Source organism: Trinickia sp. HAY1-2D, from assembly GCF_056754935.1.
In genome coordinates, this window is sequence record NZ_JBPGWX010000002.1 from 466,349 (window position 1) to 484,427 (window position 18,079).

Here is an 18,079-nt window from a genome sequence, read left to right on the forward strand (position 1 = left end):
AATCGACAGCAGCTCTGCTGTCACCCGTCCAATAAATTTTTGAGGGCCTAAATCATGCAAGGGAAATCGATTTTCGACGCAGCGAAGCTCCCCCGTCAGGCGTCGCCGGAGCTTGCAAAATTGCAAACGACAACCGCGGAGCCCGCGTTCGAGCGTCTTCTCGGCTCACTTCGTTTGAATTTCACTCAGCCAGAATGCACAGATGGTAATCGAAACGGATAAGCATAAAAGTGGTTGATGATTTTAAATAAAACTACGGGCGGGTCGAATTAATCATCGTTGTTGACCCGCCATCTGTCAAATTGATCTAAAGGGGCATGTCGTCATGATCGCGTGTGATTCCGGCTTGGTTGATACGGGAGCTAGTAGTTCGCTTACACCGAAGATCCACATTATTGGATTAAATTTGTATGAATTATACATGGAGTTGGCCGTCGAGCTTGCCCGCGCGTCACCAGATATTTCCCGGCTGACAAGCGAACTGATAAGCGAGAAATCAAAACCAATCGCAGGTCGATTGTTTGCATCTTTGCTGGATGAGTTTAGGTCCGATCTCGCGAATCCGGGAATTGGAATGGCGGTTGTCGACATACCAGAGAGCCGAGCTTGCGATACCACTCAGAACGCCTTCTGGGGCGTAGCGTTAGCACTAGGTCTTGGTTCAAACATCTTTTCGTTAGGTCGAGATCGCATCAATGACACTCCGTACACGGTCTATGCAGCGTCATACCGAAAATCAAAACATTTGGCGGATCTTGGGCTACAACCTATCGCTCCAGAGACAAAACTTGGCTTCCACACTGATGGGTTGCTGGCTGAAGACAAGGTATCGATGCCGCACAATATTATGCTTTATAACATCGATATCGCATATCGCAAGCCAGGAAATTTTCACTGGGTTCCATTCTCTATGTGGGGCGAGAAGGACCTTTATATGAGGCGTATCGGGGTAGGCAGGCCGTATAACATCAAGGTCACTCCAAGCGTTTACGAGGGGGATGATGGCAATCTCGAAATAGTGTCCCCGCGACACGTGATCGCACCGATTTTCATTGAAACAGAATCCGTCGGTACTACCCTCTACTTGAATGGCGATGTTACCTCGGCCGCTGGAGATCCGGATTTTGATTTGGCCGCGATAGATGGCTTACGGAGCTCGCTCGCAGCTAACGCCGTGCGATTTTCGGTGCCGCAAAAGTCGCGTCGTCTGATTTTTGTACGTAACGTATTGGGCGCCCATGCGCGCGACGTTTTCGATGAGCCCAGTCCGGACGCATTGTACACGCGAGTTTTTTTGCGCTCCGTCGATGACAATTGCATCGAGCTTGTAGGCGGGAAGGAAGAGCCGCGCCCATGATCAATGATGCGGTCGATGTCGAATGTCCGCGCCGGGCGTCCGCCTTGGCGCGCAGCCCGTCCATCAAACTATTCGCGGCACTGGCCGCGATCAACTTCTTGCGAATCGGCTATCAATTGGTCGTGGTCGCATGGTCGGCGGTGCAGAGCACAGGGCGTGCTGATGCTGCCGGAAAGATTCTGTTGATCTCGACGGTGGCCAGCCTGGTTCTCTCGCCGATTCTGGGCGCAACGGTCGACTACTTCGCCAGAAAAAAAGCAATGCTGCTGTGCGGTCATCTAGGCATCGTCGTTTCGGGCGGGATCCCGCTTCTTACGCAAGCGACGCTGACCGACGAGACGATGTTCGAGGCCATCGCTGTCGCCGTAGTCCTGGCTACTGCCTCCAGTTCTGTCCTAGGCGGCGCAATGGATTACTTCCTGAAGACTCATCTTCAGCACTCCGAACGACCTCGGCACTTGGCGACCCTCAATTCCACCGCTCAAATCGCGCTGATTTTCGGGACGGCGTTGGGCGGCCTGGTTGTTTCTCAAGCCAACCTCGTTCACGCTTTCCTCTTCATTTCTGCCTGTGGTGCGCTTCTGGCCGGAATCAACTGGTGGTTGCTGCCTGCCTTGTATGTGGAGCGCGATAGCGCTTCGCCCACGTGGAAACGGGGAGCATTTTCCGCAGGGCCGATGCTCTACCTTCGGCACCGCCGATTGTTCGCGATAGCAACCTGCGCGGCACTGGCGTTTTCGATCGGGCAGATCACGAATACATTGCTACCGGCGCTTATCGCCTTTTATTTCCGCGGCACGAGCGCGGACTATTCGATGATAGAAGCAGCGTGGTCGATCGGCGCACTCCTTGTCGGCGTGTGGCTAGCAAAGTTTGCGGCGAATTCGCCGGGTACCGTGCGCCTCGATTTCATCGTAGTTGGAACAATGGCGATCGCTCTCGCGGCGATCCCGCTTCTTTCCGCTTTTCCGGCTCTGCTGACAACGCATTTCTTTCTCGGCGCCGGTTTCTCCCTGGTACGCATACGAAGCGAGACCCGGTTCCTGGCGGAGTGTCCGAGACACTTGCTAGGTCGTTTTCGCGCCAACAGCGTGCTGATGACGAGCGGCATTGGATTGCTGATCTTTTCCGCGCCGACCGTGTACGGCGGGGCTTCGGTTGCCGGCCTCTACGTTGCGATGGCCAGCGTCGTCGCTGTTTCGGCGCTCGGCTTGCTGCTCGTGACGAAGCCGAGCGGTCGCCCGCCCGGGTCCCCGGCTTAGCAGCAAACGTCACCTGAGAACCGCTCCTTCGCACTGCGCGCGTCCGTTCGGGGTGTTCGCTACGAAAGCGCGTACTCAGCACCCGATGCGCAATATCTAATATGGATATCCCTACGCTACGCGCTTTGCCGCATATACAACGTCGGAGACGCCATGTTACGACGCGATATCGCAACTGTTGCGATGGTTGTGGAAACAACAAAATGCGCAGATCATCGCGATCAGATATCACTGCGAGACATATCGTTCGACCTCGCTCGCGGCGACGTTTGCAACTGGCACTCAGCCGGAAGTGCTGTGTCGCGCTTCTACAATGCAATGTCGCTGTTTTTCCCTAAAGGGGAAAAATTCTTCATCAACAGCGTGCGTGAACACCGCAAGCATGTGAAAGAAGAGCGCCTGCTCTCGGATGTCAGCGGCTTCATGCAACAGGAGGCCGCTCATAGCCGGGAACATCGCGAGTATATCGGTGCGATGGTCGCAAGCGGTTATGAAGTCGACACGCTCGACATCAGGATGTTTTCCAAGCCGCTCGAAAAGGTTGCGCCGCGGCGGAGGCTTGCGATGACGGTCGCGATGGAACATTTCACGGCGTCGCTGGCGCATCAGATTCTGTCGAGCGCCGCCATCATGCGAGGCGATAGCGAGTTTGGCGCGTTGTGGCGCTGGCACGCCGTCGAGGAAATCGAACACAAATCGGTGGCGTTCGACGTCTTCACCTCGGCATACGGTCGGGGAGTGGGGGCATACTTTCTTCGTTGTTCCGCGGCGATACAGGTGACGATGGGCTTTATGCGAAGGCTGTTCGTCAACGTTGCTCGTCTGGCGGAGCAGGACGGCGCTTCATGGAGAAGCTGGCTCGCGTTGTTGCGCTACCTGTGGGTGGCGCCGGGCTTGTTTCGCCGTATGACGCCGGCTTTTTTTGTCTACTTTCACCCGAAGTTTCACCCTTCCAATACGGACGACCGTCGCCTGATCGCCGCATGGCGTGACGCGGCCGCAAGTTCCGCTTCGCACGAGTGGGGCGGCTGCTCATGAGTGTCGCGTCGACCATCGAGCTGCCCGTGTACGCCGTCCGTGTCTACTATGCGGACACGGACGCGGGCGGAGTGGCTCATCACACCGCCTATTTAAGGTGGTTCGAGGCAGCCCGCTCAGAATGGCAGTGTGCAGTCGGGTGCTCGGCTCGCGAGCTTCAGGACATCTATGGCGTTGCACTCGCGGTAGTGGATGCAACTCTTCACTATCTAAAGCCCGCGGCGCTGGACGAGCGGCTGTTGGCGCGCGGAAATGTCTCCGCGGCCAGCCGCTGCAGCCTGCTCGTCAGTCAGACGCTGATGCGAAACGAGACTCCGTTGGCAGCTGCCGAGTTCAGACTCGCCTGCGTCAATGTCGCGACGCAACGTCCCGCGCCATTGCCCGATGCTTTGAAGGCCGCGCTTTCACACGAGACTTGCCGCACCCGTTGCGACATGAAAACCGGCATCGTCGCGGGCCGCGCGTTCACGGCCTGAATCGCCGGTAGGCTCTGGCGTCGACGGGTTAGTTGCAGCCTGTCCCGAGCAGCCAGCCTCCGCGCCGGCAGAACTGTGACCTGCCGCACGTCCTAATTTCCCGCCGCGCCAAGCTGCACGGTCCAGCGCAGATATAATGCGCTAATGACCGCCCATCATCAGACGTTTCACGTCGCCGTCGTCGGCGGCGGCCTCGTCGGCAAATGCGCCGCGCTTGCGCTCGCACAACACGGACTGCGTATCGCCCTGATCGCGCAGCCTGCCGCGCCGCGTCCGGCCGACGTGCTTTTCGATGCACGCATCTACGCGCTCTCAGCGAGTTCTCAGGCACTGCTGGAACGTCTGCGGGTCTGGCAGGCGCTCGACCACGATCGTCTGTCGCCCGTCTACGACATGCGGGTCTATGGCGACGCGCAAGCGGAACTCCATTTCTCGGCGTTCCAGGCGGCTGTGCCGCAGCTCGCCTGGATCGTCGAATCGTCGCTGGTCGAACATTCGCTCGATGCCGCCTTACGCTTCCAGCCGCACGTGACCTGGTTCGACACGCGGGCGCAAGGGCTCGATGTGAAAACCGATGCCGCCATGCTCGCACTGGCCAACGGCGTCGTGATCGAAGCCGATCTCATCGTCGGTGCGGACGGTGCGCATTCGTGGGTGCGCGCCCAGATGGGGGCCGAGGTGACGCGGCGCGACTACCGGCAAACCGGTGTCGTGGCGAACTTCAAAGCATCGAAGCCGCACGGCGAAACCGCCTACCAGTGGTTCACGGAAGATCGCGAGATCGTCGCGCTGCTGCCACTGCCGGGCGGCCATGTGTCGCTCGTCTGGTCGGCTCGCGCCGACCATGCGCGCGAGCTCGTCGCGCTTGCGCCGGCACAGCTCGCAGCCGCGGTCGACCGGGCAACGCATGGCCGGCTCGGAGAGCTCGAATGTGTCGGCGCCGCGCACGGTTTCCCGCTTTCGCTGCAGCGTGTCGATCGCCTCGTCGCGCCGCGCGTGGCGCTCGTCGGCGATGCCGCGCATCTCATTCACCCGCTCGCCGGGCAGGGGATGAACCTGGGCCTGCGCGATGTGGCATCGCTCGCGGACGTCCTCGCCAAAAAGGAGCCGTTTCGCGATCTCGGCGATCCGGTATTACTGCGTCGCTACGAGCGCTCGCGCCGTGAAGACATCGGCGCGCTCACCGCTGCGACCGACGGGCTGCAGCGCCTCTTTTCCTTTCCAGGCTTTTTCGCCCGTACGTTGCGCAACGCCGGCATGTCGCTGGTCGGCGCGCAGCCGCTCGTGAAGCGCTGGCTGGTTTCCGCGGCGCTCGGCTAGGCGGGACGGACCGACACGAATTCATGCACCGCGCCGGAACCCCGCGCGGCGAACGATCAGAAGGACTTGTAAACCATGGCTACTTTCCTGCGCGGCGCCCTGAGCGCTGCCCTTATCGCCGCGATGGCACTTGGATGCTCCGCCCACGCCGACCAGACGACGGACAAGCTCAAGGCGACGCTGCAGGCCCGCCTGCCCGATCTCCAGATCAAAAGCATCACCAAGGCACCGGTCGCCGGGCTTTACGAAGTGAACGTCGGCGCACAGCTGATTTATAGCGATGCCAATGGCGATTATGTTTTCGTCGGCGATCTGCTCGACACGAAAGCACACGCGAATCTCACCGAGGCGCGCCTCGCCGAAATCAACAAGGTCGATTTCGCAAGCCTGCCGCTCGCCAACGCAGTCAAAGTCGTGAAGGGCAACGGCAGCCGCAAGATCGCCGTGTTCTCGGATCCCAACTGCCCGTACTGCAAGCAGCTCGAGGCATCGCTCAAATCGATCGATAACGTCACCGTCTATACCTTCCTTTACCCGGTGCTGTCGGACGATTCGACCGCGAAAGCCAAGGCCATCTGGTGCTCGGCCGATCGGGCCAAGACGTGGGAAGCCTGGATGCTCGAACGTCGTGCTCCGTCGGGTACCGGTAGCTGCGACACGAGCGCGATCGACAAGAATCTCGCGCTCGGCCGCGGCATGAATGTGACCGGCACGCCGACGATCATCCTGGCGGACGGTCGCCGTCTGCCGGGTGCCGTATCGGCCGATGCGCTCGAGCGTGCGCTCGGCAAAGCGCGTTGAACCGGTTGCGCCAGCGTTGAGCAAACCGCCCGCATTCATTCTCTTCCCGCCAATTTCGCTTAGCTGCCGATGAAGCCGATCCGCTACGTCATCGTTCCCAAGCAACCTGCCGCGCATATCTTCGAAGTAACGCTGACGCTGGCCGATCCCGATCCCGCCGGCCAGCGTTTTTCGTTGCCGACCTGGATACCGGGCAGCTACATGGTGCGGGAGTTCGCGCGCAACATCGTTTCACTGCGGGCTTTCAGCGAAAACGGGCGCAAGGTCCGGATCGACAAGCTCGACAAGCAAACATGGCAGGCCGCGCCGCTAAAAGGCGGCGCGCTCACGCTGCGTTACGAGGTCTACGCATGGGACCTGTCGGTGCGGGCAGCCCATCTCGACGATACAACGGGCTTTTTCAACGGCACGAGTGTCTTTCTGGCAGCGTTGGGCCATGAAGCAGCACCGTGCCGCGTCGAAATCCGCAAGCCCGCCGGTGCGGGCTATCGGAACTGGCGCGTGGCGACGGCGCTCACCGAAGCGCGCGGCACCAAGCGGTACGGTTTTGGCGAATATCAGGCGCAGAACTATGATGAGCTCGTCGACCATCCGGTCACGCTGGGTGAATTCGAGCTTGCCACGTTCACGGCGCATGGCGTACCGCACGACATCGTTATTTCCGGTCACACGACGCGTGTCGACATGGAGCGGCTCTCGGCCGATCTGAAGCGTATTTGCGAGGCTCAGATCGCGCTTTTCGAGCCGCGCTCGAAAAAGGCACCGGTATCGCGCTATGTCTTCATGACGCTGGCGGTGACCGACGGCTACGGGGGCTCGAGCACCGCGCCTCGACGGCGCTCATCTGCAATCGCACCGATTTGCCGGTGGCGGGCCGCACCGAAATGACCGATGGCTATCGCACCTACCTGGGCCTGTGCAGCCACGAATACTTCCATACGTGGAACGTCAAGCGCATCAAGCCAGCCGCTTTTGTACCCTACGACCTCTCGCGCGAGAACTACACCTCGCTGCTGTGGCTTTTCGAGGGCGTGACGTCCTACTACGACGATCTGATGCTCGTACGCAGCGGCGCGATGTCGCCCAACGAGTACTTTGCCCAACTCGGCAAGACGATCGGCGGCGTGCTGCGGGGCAGCGGACGGCTCAAGCAAAGCGTGGCGGAAAGCTCGTTCGACGCCTGGATCAAGTACTACCGCCAGGACGAAAACGCACCGAACGCAATCGTCAGCTACTACCAGAAGGGTTCGCTCGTCGCATTGGCCTTCGATCTGGCCATCCGCGAACGCACGAATCACCGCAAGTCGCTCGACGACGTCATGCGGCTGCTCTGGCAACGCTACGGTCGCGACTTTTACCGGAACGGGCACGAGGCGCAAGGCGTCGGCGAGGATGAGGTGAGGGCACTGATCGAGGAGGCGACGGGCGTCGATCTCGGGTCGTTTTTCGACGAAGCCGTTTATGGCACGCGCGATCTGCCGCTCGAGGCGCTCCTCGCGCCGTTCGGCGTCGAGCTGCGCCCCGATTTCGGTAACGGGGACGCAGGGCGGCTCGGCAAGCCGTCACTGGGCGCTCGCGTACGAGCGGCGGGCACCGATTGCGCTGTTGCGGCCATTCATGACGGCGGCGCGGCGCAAAAGGCGGGGCTGTCGGCGGGCGATATTCTTGTCGCACTCGATGGCTTGCGTATCACCGGCTCCAATCTCGACACGCTGCTCATGCGCTACCTGCCGGGTGCAACGGTCGACATCCACGCATTTCGCCGCGATGAACTGCGGGTGGTGCGGGCAAAGCTCGACGGTCCCGAGGTCACGCGCTATAAGCTCGTGGCCGATGACAAGGCGCGCGCGCCGGTGCGCCGAGCACGCGAGCGCTGGCTGCTCGGTTGAGCCGCGCCGGACGGCACGGCAGGCTCGGCACGCATCGCGGCGAGCTTCCGCCGCGATGCGTCGATTGTCCCGCTGGTGCAACAATGCGTCGCCGCGGCCCTACTTTCTGAGGCGCCGCAAAGTAAACACAATGGCTCCACTCGCGCGGCAAACGCGCAACCCTATAGACGGAGCCAAGATGACCACGATCCTGCAACTGAATTCGGCCGCTCGTTCGCAAGGCGCGAACTCGACGCTGCTCGCCACCGAACTGACGGAAAAACTGCGCAGCGCCAACCCGGGAGCGAAGGTCGTCGTGCGCGACTTGCTCGCCAACGCATTGCCGCACCTCGACGATTCGGTTCTCGGCGCCTTTTTCACGCCGGTCGAGCAGCGCACGCCCGAGCAGGCCGCGATCATCGCGCGCAGCGATGCGCTGATCGCCGAGCTGCAGGCCGCCGACATCATCGTCATCGGCGCTCCGATGTACAACTTCGGTGTGTCGTCGCAGCTCAAGGCTTATTTCGACTGGATTGCGCGCGCCGGCGTGACCTTCCGCTATACAGAGAACGGTCCCGAGGGTCTCGTGAAAGGAAAGCGTGCGTTTATCGTCTCGGCTCGCGGCGGCAAGTACGCCGGTACGCCGGCCGACAGCCAGGCGCCGCACATTCAGACATTTCTCGGTTTCATCGGTATCACCGATGTGAGCTTCATCTATGCCGAAGGGATGAACATGGGCCCCGATGCGGCAAACGCCGGACTGGCCAGCGCCCGGGAAGCGATTGCTGCAGCAGCCTGAGGCCGTAAAAACGCGGGGGGTCGCGGCGCAAGTTCGCCGCCCCGCCGTGCGACGGCCGCGCAATCCCCGTCGACCGGGCAAACAAGCGTGAGTGCGGGACGGTGTTACGCCTCGTCGCGAAGCTGCCAGTCGATCGGCTGGCGGCCGTGTGCCGCCAGATATTCGTTCGCAAGCGAAAAGTGGCGGCAGCCGAGAAAGCCGCGATGCGCCGAAAGCGGCGAGGGATGCGGCGCTTCGAGTACGCAATGCGGTCTCGCGTCGAGCAGCGCACGTTTGGCCTGCGCATGGGCGCCCCACAGCATGAACACTAGCCCCTCGTGCCGATGCGCGAGTTCATGAATCAGCGTATCGGTGCATTGCTCCCAGCCACGTTTGGCATGGCTGGCGGCTTTTCCGCGCTCGACGGTCAGCACCGTGTTCAACAGCAGCACGCCTTGCCTGGCCCATGCGTCGAGGCACCCCCGCCGCGGCATTTCGCAACTGAGATCGGCCGCGATCTCCTTGAAGATGTTGCGCAATGAAGGCGGCGGCCGCACCGGTTCCGGCACGGAGAAGGCAAGCCCGTGGGCTTGCGGGTGCCCGCCGTCGTCGCCGTGATAAGGGTCCTGTCCGACGATCACAACTTTGACGGCGTCGGGGCGGGTGAGGCGTAATGCTCTAAATACATCAGCTGGATAGACCGTTTTGCCCGAGGCGAGTTGAGCGTCGACGAAGCGGCAGAGCGGCCCATAGGCTTCGCTTTCAAGGAAAGGCCTGAGATGTTCGCGCCACTCGGTCGGTAGCGTATCGAACTGCGCCTCGAGCGGCGCGCTTAGACCGGGCTGCGAAATCGCGGGCGGTGCGGCGGGGACGTCGAAGAGCGACGCTTGCGCCGAATCCGAACTCTGGGGGGGGCGTGCGCGGGCCATCGCGAATCAGCCGCCCGCTCGCAAAGCGTACCCGCGCTGCGCCTTGTTGACATTCTCGGGCACGAGGCCCGGCACGTTCGCGGATAGCTTGGCAGCGAACGAAGCAAGCGCGGATTCCTCGCCGTCGATCAGTTCGAGTTCGATCTCGCTGATGGGGGCACGGCGGACAACGCCGTCCACTTCCGCGGTGACTTCTCCGCGATCGATGGCCGCCTCGATCACCGCGCCGGCCACGACCATGCGCCACAGACGCCGGACGAACGTCGTACGGAAGAGTGCGACGAGTTCCGGCTCGGCGCGTCGCAACACGGCGAGCGCTTGCGCGTCGTCGCAGACCTCGGCGAGCACATCGGTTTCGAGCGAGGCACCGGCCACGGGCGTTTCCCATTCATGGCGGCTATGCAGGCCTTCCTTCGCTGTGCCGGCGGCTTTGAGCGTCTGCAGCCAGCCACTCGGCGTCTTGCGCAGCCTGAGCGCAATCCTTGCCTGGGTCAGCGCGAGCGCGGGCGTGTCGAAATAGATGTTTTCGAGCGGCAGGTCGCGGCCAGCCTCTCCGGTCTGCTCGACGAGGTAGCACTCGGCTGTCGGGGCTTGATCGGGTGGCAGTGCCAGCTTGATTTCGCGTTCTATAGCCATAGCGATCGGATGGCCGCGGGCGGTGCGGCGTAGCAATACATCAGAAGAACATGCGCGCGAGTTCCGCGCCCGGGTCTTCGGCGCGCATGAACGCCTCGCCGACGAGGAACGTATGGACCGAACGTTCACGCATGCGCTCGACGTCCGCGCGCCCGAGGATACCCGACTCGGTGACGACGATGCGGTCGTCGGGCACCCTCTCGAGCATATTCAGCGTCGTGTCGATGGACGTCTCGAACGTGCGCAGATTGCGGTTGTTGATGCCGATGAGCGGCGTCTTCAATGTCAGCGCCTCGGCGAGTTCGGCCTCGTCGTGCACTTCGACGAGCACCGCGAGGCCCAGCGAATGGGCGAGTGCTTCAAGGTCCTGCATTTGCGGTGTCGACAGTGCCGCGGCGATCAACAGGATGGCGTCGGCGCCCATCGCGCGCGCTTCGACGATCTGATAGGGATCGACGATGAAGTCCTTGCGCAGCACGGGCAGCTCGCAAGCGGCGCGCGCCTGTTCGAGGTAAGCGACGCTGCCCTGAAAAAAGCGCACGTCGGTCAGCACGGACAGGCACGCGGCGCCGCCGCGCTCGTACGAACGCGCGATATCGGCGGGCACGAAGTGCTCGCGCAGCACGCCTTTCGAGGGACTTGCCTTTTTCACTTCGGCGATGACCGCGGGCTGCCCGGCCGCATGCTTGGCGCGCAAGGCGCCGACGAAATCGCGCAGGTCGCGGGCCGATGCGTCGAGCCGCAGCGCTTCGAGCGGGGCGCTCAGTTGCGCGGCAGCCACCTCTTCATGCTTGACCGCGATGATGCGTTGGAGAATATCGCTCATGGCAAATGTAGATGTCTGGTGTTCTTCGTTCGATTCGCGCTCGAACCTCAGCGCGCAAATTGCTGTGTGAAGCGAGCCAGTTCGTCCACTTTGGCGCGGGCGCGGCCCGATGCAATCGCTTCGCGCGCAAGCTGAATACCGTCGGCAATCGAGGCGGCAACGTTCGCGGCATATAGGGCGGTGCCGGCGTTGAGCGTGACGATCTCGCGCGCGACGCCCGGGCGGTTCTCGAGCGCTTCGATCAGCAGTTTCTTCGACTCGGCCGCATCGCTCACCTTCAGCGTCCGGTTGGACACCATCTGCATGCCGAAGTCCTCGGGGTGGATCTCGTACTCGTGGATTTCGCCGTTGCGCAATTCGCCGACGAGCGTGGCCGCACCGAGCGAGACTTCGTCCATGCCGTCCTTGCCATAGACGACGAGCACGTGACTCGCGCCGAGCCGCTGCATGACGCGGACCTGGATACCGACGAGATCGGGATGGAAGACGCCCATCAGTTGGTTCGGTGCGCCGGCAGGATTGGTGAGCGGGCCGAGAATGTTGAAGATCGTTCTCACACCGAGTTCGCGTCGTACCGGAGCGATATTTTTCATCGCCGGATGATGGTTCGGCGCGAACATGAATCCCATGCCGGTCTCCTCGATCGAGGCGGCGACTTCTTCGGGCTGCAGGTCGATGTTGACGCCGAGCGCTTCGAGCACGTCGGCACTGCCCGACTTGCTCGATACGCTGCGCCCGCCATGCTTGGCGACCTTGGCACCGGCGCCCGCCGCGACGAACATGGTGGCCGTCGAGATATTGAAGGTGTTCGCGCCGTCGCCACCCGTGCCGACGATATCGACGAAATTCGAGTTGTCCGCCACATCCACGTGCTTCGCGAACTCGCGCATGACCGTTGCCGCCGCCGCGATTTCGCCGATCGTTTCCTTCTTCACGCGCAGACCTGTGATGATCGCCGCCGCCATGACGGGCGACAGATCGCCCCGCATGATGAGCCGCATCAGATGCAGCATTTCGTCATGAAAGATTTCGCGGTGCTCGATCGTGCGCTGCAGCGCTTCTTGCGGGGTGATCGTCATGATCTCGTCCTTGTTTTCGCCGGCGTAACGGGTTCCGAGGTCGTACACGGCTAGACGGCGACCGTCCGTCCGGCCTGCGCCATCTTGAGGAAGTTCTCGAGCAACGCGTGGCCGTGCTCGGAAAGGATCGATTCGGGATGAAACTGTACGCCTTCGACGAGCAGCTCCTTGTGACGGACACCCATGATCTCGCCATCGTCGGTCCACGCCGACACCTCGAGGCAATCGGGCAGCGTATCGCGCTCGATCGCGAGCGAGTGATAGCGCGTTACCGTGAAATGCTTCGGCAGGTCGGCGAATACGCCCTTGGTATCGGTCTCGATCCGGCTCACCTTGCCGTGCATGATCGTCTTTGCGCGCACGACGCGGCCGCCGAATGCTTCGCCGATGGCCTGATGTCCGAGGCAGACGCCGAGAATCGGCTTGGCGCCTGAGAAGCGGCGAAGGACGTCGAGCGTGATGCCCGCATGCTGCGGATTGCTCGGCCCCGGCGAAAGGCAAATGGCGTCCGGGTTTAGTGACGCGATCTCGTCGAGCGTGATTTCGTTGTTGCGGTAGGTGCGCACGTCTTCGCCGAGCTCGCCGAAGTACTGGACGAGGTTATAGGTGAACGAATCGTAGTTATCGATCATCAGCAGCATGGTCTTTCTCCGCTCAGAAGTCGGCATCGAGGCCGTCTTGCACCTGCTCCGCCGCGCGCAACACGGCGCGCGCCTTGTTTTCCGTCTCTTGCCATTCCGACTCGGGAACGGAGTCGGCAACCACGCCTGCCGCGGCCTGCACGTACAAATTGCCGTTATGAACGATGCCCGTCCGGATGGCAATGGCCAGATCCATCTCGCCCGTGAAGGAAAGATAGCCCACCGCGCCGCCATAGAGGCCGCGCTTGACGGGTTCCAGCTCGTCGATGAGCTCCATCGAGCGCACCTTCGGTGCCCCCGAGAGCGTGCCTGCCGGGAAAGTCGCGCGTAGAACGTCGAAATTCGTCACGCCGGGTTTGAGCCGGCCTTCGACGGAGCTCACGATATGCTGCACATGCGAGTACTTTTCGATGACCATCTTGTCGGTCACGGCCACCGAGCCCGTCTGTGCGATGCGGCCCACATCGTTGCGGGCGAGATCGATCAACATCACGTGTTCGGCGACTTCTTTCGGGTCGTTCAAAAGCTCCGTGGCCAGTTCGGCATCGCGCTCGGGCGTATTGCCGCGCGGACGCGTCCCGGCGAGCGGTCGGATCGTCACGATTCGATCGTCGCCGCGCTTTTCCTGCCGAACGAGGATCTCGGGCGAGGCGCCGATGACCTGGAAGTCGCCGAAGTTATAGAAATACATGTACGGCGACGGATTCAGCGAACGCAGCGCCCGGTAGAGCGAGAGCGGGTTGTCGCGGTAGGGCTTGATGAGCCGCTGGCCGACCTGGACTTGCATGAGTTCGCCGGCCGCGATGTATTCCTTCGCGCGTCGGACGGCGGCGAGGTAGTCCTCGCGCGCGAATTCGCGGTAAATATCGGTGCGCACGCTGGGCGTTGTAACCGGCGGTTGAACCGTCGCGCGCAAACGGTGACGCAACTCGCGCAGACGCTGCTTGCCGCGCGTGTACGCTTCCGGCGTCGACGGATCGGCATAGACGATCAGATAGAGCTTGCCTGCGAGGTTGTCGATGACGGCAAGCTCTTCGGTCAGCAGCAGTTGGATATCGGGAAGGCCGAGATCGTCGCGCGGCGCCGAATGCGCCAGCTTCTTTTCGATATAGCGGACGGCATCGTAGCCAAAATACCCGGCCAATCCCCCGCAAAAGCGCGGCAGACCGCTCGTATGCGCCACCTTGAAGCGGGCCTGGAACTGATCGATGAAATCGAACGGGTCGCCCTCGTGCGTCTCGACGACCTCGCCGTCGCGCACGACTTCCGTCTTGCCGCTCATGGTGCGCACGAGCGTGCGGGCGGGCAGCCCGATGAACGAGTACCGACCGAACCGCTCGCCGCCGACAACGGATTCGAGCAGGAACGAGTTCGCGCCTCCGCGCTCGGCTTGAGCGAGCTTCAGATAGAGCGAAAGCGGAGTCTCCAGATCGGCCAGCGCTTCGGCGATCAGCGGGATGCGGTTATAGCCCTCGCTTGCAAGGGACTTGAATTCGAGTTCGGTCATGTTCCGATCCTGTTCGTATGAGCGGCGCTTCGGCATTGCATGGGTGCGGCGGGAAGCGCACGGCAAACCGTTGGACCGCGAGCCCGGGCGGCGACTCGGAAGTCACTTCGGCCCGAAACGATCCGGGCGATGCGGCAATGGGAGCGTGGCTGCGCGGCAAAGCAAAAACGGTACTGGGCCTCGGGCCCAGCATACCTCGGGGAGAGGTCAGTGCGACCAGCGACGCCAGGGCCAAGCTCCCCGGTCGATGCTGCTCAGACTCCGTTTTTTGCTCAGAAACATGAGGTGATAACTATGTCGTCGATGATGGAGTGCTTGCCTCTAAATTCGCGTGATGGCGGACGATCGCCGTCGCGGCTGCAAGCAACGTGCCGACTATACCATCGGAATTTATCGTTTGTATAGCCTTGCCGTGGTTGTACCCGTACGGCACCGTGAGCGTTGCCATGCCGGCTGCGCGCCCCGCGAGCGCGTCGTTTTCGGAGTCGCCGATCGCCACTGCCTCGGACGGTGCAACCCCGAGCGCCGCACACGCCGCCAGCATCGGCGCCGGATCCGGCTTTTTGCGAGGCAGGCTGTCGCCGCCGAAGATGATCGAGAAATACTTCGCGAGCCCATGTTGCTCGAGCAACGCGACGGCGAATCGGCGCGGCTTGTTCGTCACGCAGGCCAGTTTGAGCCCCGCATCGTGCAACGCGGCGAGACCGCGTTCGACATCGGGATAAAGCTGAGTGTGGCGTCCATTGATCTGCGCATAGTGGCTCTGATAGCAGGCCAGCGCCGTCTCGAAACAGGCTTCGGTCTCTTGCGGCGAAAACCGCGCGGCGAGCACGCTGCGGATCAAATGCTCGGAGCCTTTGCCGACATAGCCGACGACTTCGTCGCGCGTGACGGGCAGGGCCGCACCGATCTCGGTCAACATGCCGTTGATGCAGACGGTGAAGTCGTCCGCCGTATCCACCATCGTGCCATCGAGATCGACGACGGCGGCTCTCAGGCGCAGGCTTGCGAAGCGCGGCGCCGCTTGGTTGGGAAGCGCGGCACTCATGACGGGAGCGCCTCCGTCGTGGCGAGTTGACGGCGCATTTCATCGATGACCGCGCGATAATCGGGTTTGCCGAAGATCGCCGAGCCCGCGACGAAGGTATCGGCGCCCGCGCGCGCAATTTGCGCGATGTTGTCCACCTTCACGCCGCCATCGATTTCGAGATGAATCTGCCGACCCGTCTGCTCGCGGTACGCATCGATGCGCGCGCGCGCGGCGCGCAGCTTGTTCAGCGCTTCGGGAATGAACGACTGGCCGCCGAAGCCCGGGTTCACCGACATGATGAGCACCAGGTCCACGCGGTCCATCACGTGGTCGAGATAGTTGAGCGGCGTGGCAGGGTTGAACACGAGGCCGGCCTGGCATCCGTGATCGCGGATCAGCGAGAGCGTGCGATCGATGTGCTCGGACGCTTCCGGGTGGAAACTGATGAGATTCGCACCGGCTTTCGCGAAATCAGGCACGATGCGATCAACGGGGCGTACCATCAAATGCACGTCGATCGGCACCTGGACGTGCGGGCGGATGGCTTCGCATACGAGCGGCCCGATGGTCAGATTCGGGACGTAATGGTTATCCATCACGTCGAAATGAATCCAGTCGGCGCCGGCGGCGACGACCTGGCTGACTTCTTCGCCCAGCCGGGCGAAATCAGCCGACAGAATGCTGGGGGCGATACGGAATTGCGTCATGGCGCGTCAATCCTCATTGTCGGCGGGCGGCGGCAGGGAAAGGGTCATTTTACCGCGCGTTGCTATGTGGCTGGCCGATCATTGCTCGGTTGCGGGCGAGGGCGCCATCGCGCAGAATGCCAATCCGAAACAGAGCGCGAACGTCGTGTGACGTCGCGTCTCGTTTCGGCTTCTTATCAGAACGAAACGATGGAACCTGAATCACGATGAGCCAGTATCAATTCAGCGTGGCGGCGCAGACGCGTTATCTGCCGGAGCAGTCGGACCCGGAGCACCGTCAATACGCGTTCGCTTACACGCTGACGATTCGTAATATCGGTCAAGTGCCGGCGCAACTGATCGCACGCCATTGGATCATTACCGACAGCGATGAGCAGGTCCAGGAGGTCAAGGGATTGGGCGTCGTTGGTCATCAGCCGTTGCTGCAGCCGGGCGAGCAATTCGAGTACACGAGCTGGGCCGTCATCGCGACCCCTGTCGGCACGATGCGCGGCGAGTACTTCTGCGTGGCGGAGGACGGGGAGCGTTTCGAGGCCCCGGTGCCCGAATTCACGCTCCAGATGCCGCGCACGCTGCATTGACCGGGGCACGGGAACGCCCAGGCGTGCAACGCGCCAGGCCCCGGCGAAATGATCGCCAGGCAAGTCCGGGCACAAGACTTCATCAAACAATGAGCAAACGTATGCGCATCGATCTGAGGGCGGCAGGACGCGCCGTGGCAGCAGCCTGCGCGGTGCTGCTGGCCGCTTGCGGCGGCAACGGCGTCGTGCGCCCGAGCGCGACGGCGCCGGCTTCGGCACCCATCGTTTCGGGGCAGCTTGCGACCGCCCGTCTGACGCCTGTTGCGTGGCAACAAGTCCCGGGTTGGCAGGACGATTCTTTGATCGGCGCGGCCGAGGCGCTACGCGAAAATTGCGCACGCCTCGGGCGTGAGCCCCGCTGGAAGAATGCTTGTTCAGCAGCAGCGCATCTCGACGATCTCGATGTCGCCAGCACCCGCACTTTCTTCGAAACCTATTTCACTCCCTTTCAATTCGCGAACGGCGACGGCACCCTCGATGGCCTCGTGACGGGATATTACGAGCCGCTGCTGCACGGGTCGCGGGTGCGCCGCGGAGCCTATCAGTTTCCGCTCTATCGTTGGCCCGCAGCCTATCGCCCTGGCGCAGCGCTACCGCCGCGCGCCGAGCTGGAGCGCTCGGGCACGTTGGTGGGCAACGAACTCGTCTGGGTCGACGATCCGATCGAAGCGTTTTTTCTGCAGGTGCAAGGCTCGGGACGCATTGTGCTCGACGACGGCAGCGTGATGCGGGTCGGTTTCGGCGGAAGCAATAATCAACCTTACAAGTCGATCGGCCGATGGCTGCTCGATCACGGCGAATTGACGCCTTCGCAGGCGACGATGCAAGGCATCAAGGCGTGGGCGCGCGCAAATCCGTCGCGCCTCGACGCGCTGCTCGACACCAACCCGCGTTTCGTATTCTTCCGCGAGATGCCCTTGACTGATCCGGCGCTCGCGGGGCAGGAGAAAGGCCCGGTGGGCGCGCTTGGCGTGCCGCTTACGCCGCAGCGCTCGATCGCCGTCGATCCTGCCTCCATTCCGCTTGGGACGGCGGTGTTCTTGCAGACCACGCGGCCGATGACGAACGCCCCGATGAACCGGCTCGTTTTCGCGCAAGATGTCGGAACGGCGATCAAAGGCGGTGTCAGGGCCGATTATTTCTGGGGCCTCGGAGACGACGCTGGCGATCTCGCCGGCAAGATGAAGCAGAGCGGACGCATGTGGCTGCTGCTGCCGAACTCCTAGCGCATGAAGGTCGCGTC

The 18,079-nt window shown here is 62.2% G+C and carries 18 protein-coding genes and 1 pseudogene; 11 read left to right on the top strand and 8 right to left on the bottom strand.

What is annotated here, in order from left to right; translation table 11 throughout:
* Positions 1-421: 421 nt before the first annotated feature.
* The 8 genes and pseudogenes from ACR9ZC_RS09180 to ACR9ZC_RS09215 all read left to right on the top strand — a co-directional run bounded on the left by ACR9ZC_RS09180 (position 422) and on the right by ACR9ZC_RS09215 (position 8,921).
* Complete coding sequence (locus tag ACR9ZC_RS09180; protein WP_481580045.1) at positions 422-1,357, top strand: hypothetical protein; 936 nt, start codon at positions 422-424, stop codon at positions 1,355-1,357.
* Positions 1,354-2,619, top strand: coding sequence for an MFS transporter (locus ACR9ZC_RS09185; RefSeq protein WP_481580046.1), 1,266 nt, complete (start codon positions 1,354-1,356; stop codon positions 2,617-2,619). The genes ACR9ZC_RS09180 and ACR9ZC_RS09185 overlap by 4 nt, the downstream gene beginning before the upstream one ends.
* A 153-nt stretch (positions 2,620-2,772) precedes the next feature.
* Positions 2,773-3,657, top strand: coding sequence for a metal-dependent hydrolase (locus ACR9ZC_RS09190; RefSeq protein WP_481580047.1), 885 nt, complete (start codon positions 2,773-2,775; stop codon positions 3,655-3,657).
* Positions 3,654-4,133, top strand: coding sequence for a YbgC/FadM family acyl-CoA thioesterase (locus ACR9ZC_RS09195; protein ID WP_481580048.1), 480 nt, complete (start codon positions 3,654-3,656; stop codon positions 4,131-4,133). The genes ACR9ZC_RS09190 and ACR9ZC_RS09195 overlap by 4 nt, the downstream gene beginning before the upstream one ends.
* A gap of 144 nt (positions 4,134-4,277) precedes the next feature.
* Complete coding sequence (locus ACR9ZC_RS09200; RefSeq protein ID WP_481580049.1) at positions 4,278-5,453, top strand: UbiH/UbiF family hydroxylase; 1,176 nt, start codon at positions 4,278-4,280, stop codon at positions 5,451-5,453.
* Positions 5,454-5,528: 75 nt separating this feature from the next.
* The gene (locus ACR9ZC_RS09205) at positions 5,529-6,254 is read left to right on the top strand and encodes a DsbC family protein (RefSeq protein WP_481580050.1); all 726 of its coding nucleotides are present in this window, start codon (positions 5,529-5,531) and stop codon (positions 6,252-6,254) included.
* Between the two features lie 69 nt (positions 6,255-6,323).
* A pseudogene (locus ACR9ZC_RS09210) lies at positions 6,324-8,143 on the top strand (M61 family metallopeptidase).
* A 178-nt stretch (positions 8,144-8,321) separates the two neighbouring features.
* On the top strand, positions 8,322-8,921 hold the full coding sequence (locus ACR9ZC_RS09215; protein ID WP_481580051.1) for an FMN-dependent NADH-azoreductase: 600 nt from the start codon (positions 8,322-8,324) through the stop codon (positions 8,919-8,921).
* A 104-nt stretch (positions 8,922-9,025) separates the two neighbouring features.
* Here the strand turns inward: ACR9ZC_RS09215 and ACR9ZC_RS09220 are convergent, their stop codons facing one another.
* The 8 genes from ACR9ZC_RS09220 to rpe all read right to left on the bottom strand — a co-directional run bounded on the left by ACR9ZC_RS09220 (position 9,026) and on the right by rpe (position 16,255).
* Positions 9,026-9,829 (bottom strand): uracil-DNA glycosylase, encoded by an 804-nt coding sequence (locus tag ACR9ZC_RS09220; protein WP_481580052.1) that lies wholly within the window; start codon positions 9,827-9,829, stop codon positions 9,026-9,028.
* Positions 9,830-9,835: 6 nt separating this feature from the next.
* On the bottom strand, positions 9,836-10,465 hold the full coding sequence (locus ACR9ZC_RS09225; RefSeq protein ID WP_481580053.1) for a CYTH domain-containing protein: 630 nt from the start codon (positions 10,463-10,465) through the stop codon (positions 9,836-9,838).
* 40 nt (positions 10,466-10,505) lie between these two features.
* Positions 10,506-11,291: an indole-3-glycerol phosphate synthase TrpC gene (gene trpC / locus ACR9ZC_RS09230; protein ID WP_481580054.1), complete on the bottom strand. Its 786-nt coding sequence runs from the start codon at positions 11,289-11,291 to the stop codon at positions 10,506-10,508.
* Positions 11,292-11,338: 47 nt separating this feature from the next.
* Entirely contained in the window at positions 11,339-12,370 is a 1,032-nt protein-coding gene (gene trpD / locus ACR9ZC_RS09235; RefSeq protein WP_440560701.1) for an anthranilate phosphoribosyltransferase, read from the bottom strand.
* A 50-nt stretch (positions 12,371-12,420) separates the two neighbouring features.
* Positions 12,421-13,011, bottom strand: a complete 591-nt coding sequence (locus ACR9ZC_RS09240; protein WP_481580055.1) for an aminodeoxychorismate/anthranilate synthase component II — start codon at positions 13,009-13,011, stop codon at positions 12,421-12,423.
* A gap of 13 nt (positions 13,012-13,024) precedes the next feature.
* Positions 13,025-14,518, bottom strand: a complete 1,494-nt coding sequence (trpE, locus tag ACR9ZC_RS09245; RefSeq protein ID WP_331573430.1) for an anthranilate synthase component I — start codon at positions 14,516-14,518, stop codon at positions 13,025-13,027.
* Between the two features lie 292 nt (positions 14,519-14,810).
* The gene (locus ACR9ZC_RS09250; protein WP_481580056.1) at positions 14,811-15,566 is read right to left on the bottom strand and encodes a phosphoglycolate phosphatase; all 756 of its coding nucleotides are present in this window, start codon (positions 15,564-15,566) and stop codon (positions 14,811-14,813) included.
* A complete protein-coding gene (gene rpe, locus ACR9ZC_RS09255) occupies positions 15,563-16,255 on the bottom strand; it encodes a ribulose-phosphate 3-epimerase (RefSeq protein ID WP_173261014.1) in 693 nt (230 codons plus the stop codon). Before rpe ends, ACR9ZC_RS09250 begins: the two co-directional genes overlap by 4 nt.
* Here rpe and ACR9ZC_RS09260 point away from each other — a divergent pair.
* The 3 genes from ACR9ZC_RS09260 (at position 16,254) to mltA (ending at position 18,062) form a co-directional block, all read left to right on the top strand.
* The gene (locus ACR9ZC_RS09260; RefSeq protein WP_481580057.1) at positions 16,254-16,406 is read left to right on the top strand and encodes a hypothetical protein; all 153 of its coding nucleotides are present in this window, start codon (positions 16,254-16,256) and stop codon (positions 16,404-16,406) included. The genes rpe and ACR9ZC_RS09260 overlap by 2 nt on opposite strands.
* A 55-nt stretch (positions 16,407-16,461) precedes the next feature.
* Complete coding sequence (apaG, locus tag ACR9ZC_RS09265) at positions 16,462-16,836, top strand: Co2+/Mg2+ efflux protein ApaG (RefSeq protein ID WP_481580058.1); 375 nt, start codon at positions 16,462-16,464, stop codon at positions 16,834-16,836.
* Between the two features lie 101 nt (positions 16,837-16,937).
* A complete protein-coding gene (mltA, locus tag ACR9ZC_RS09270) occupies positions 16,938-18,062 on the top strand; it encodes a murein transglycosylase A (protein WP_481580059.1) in 1,125 nt (374 codons plus the stop codon).
* The last annotated feature ends 17 nt before the right edge of the window (positions 18,063-18,079 follow it).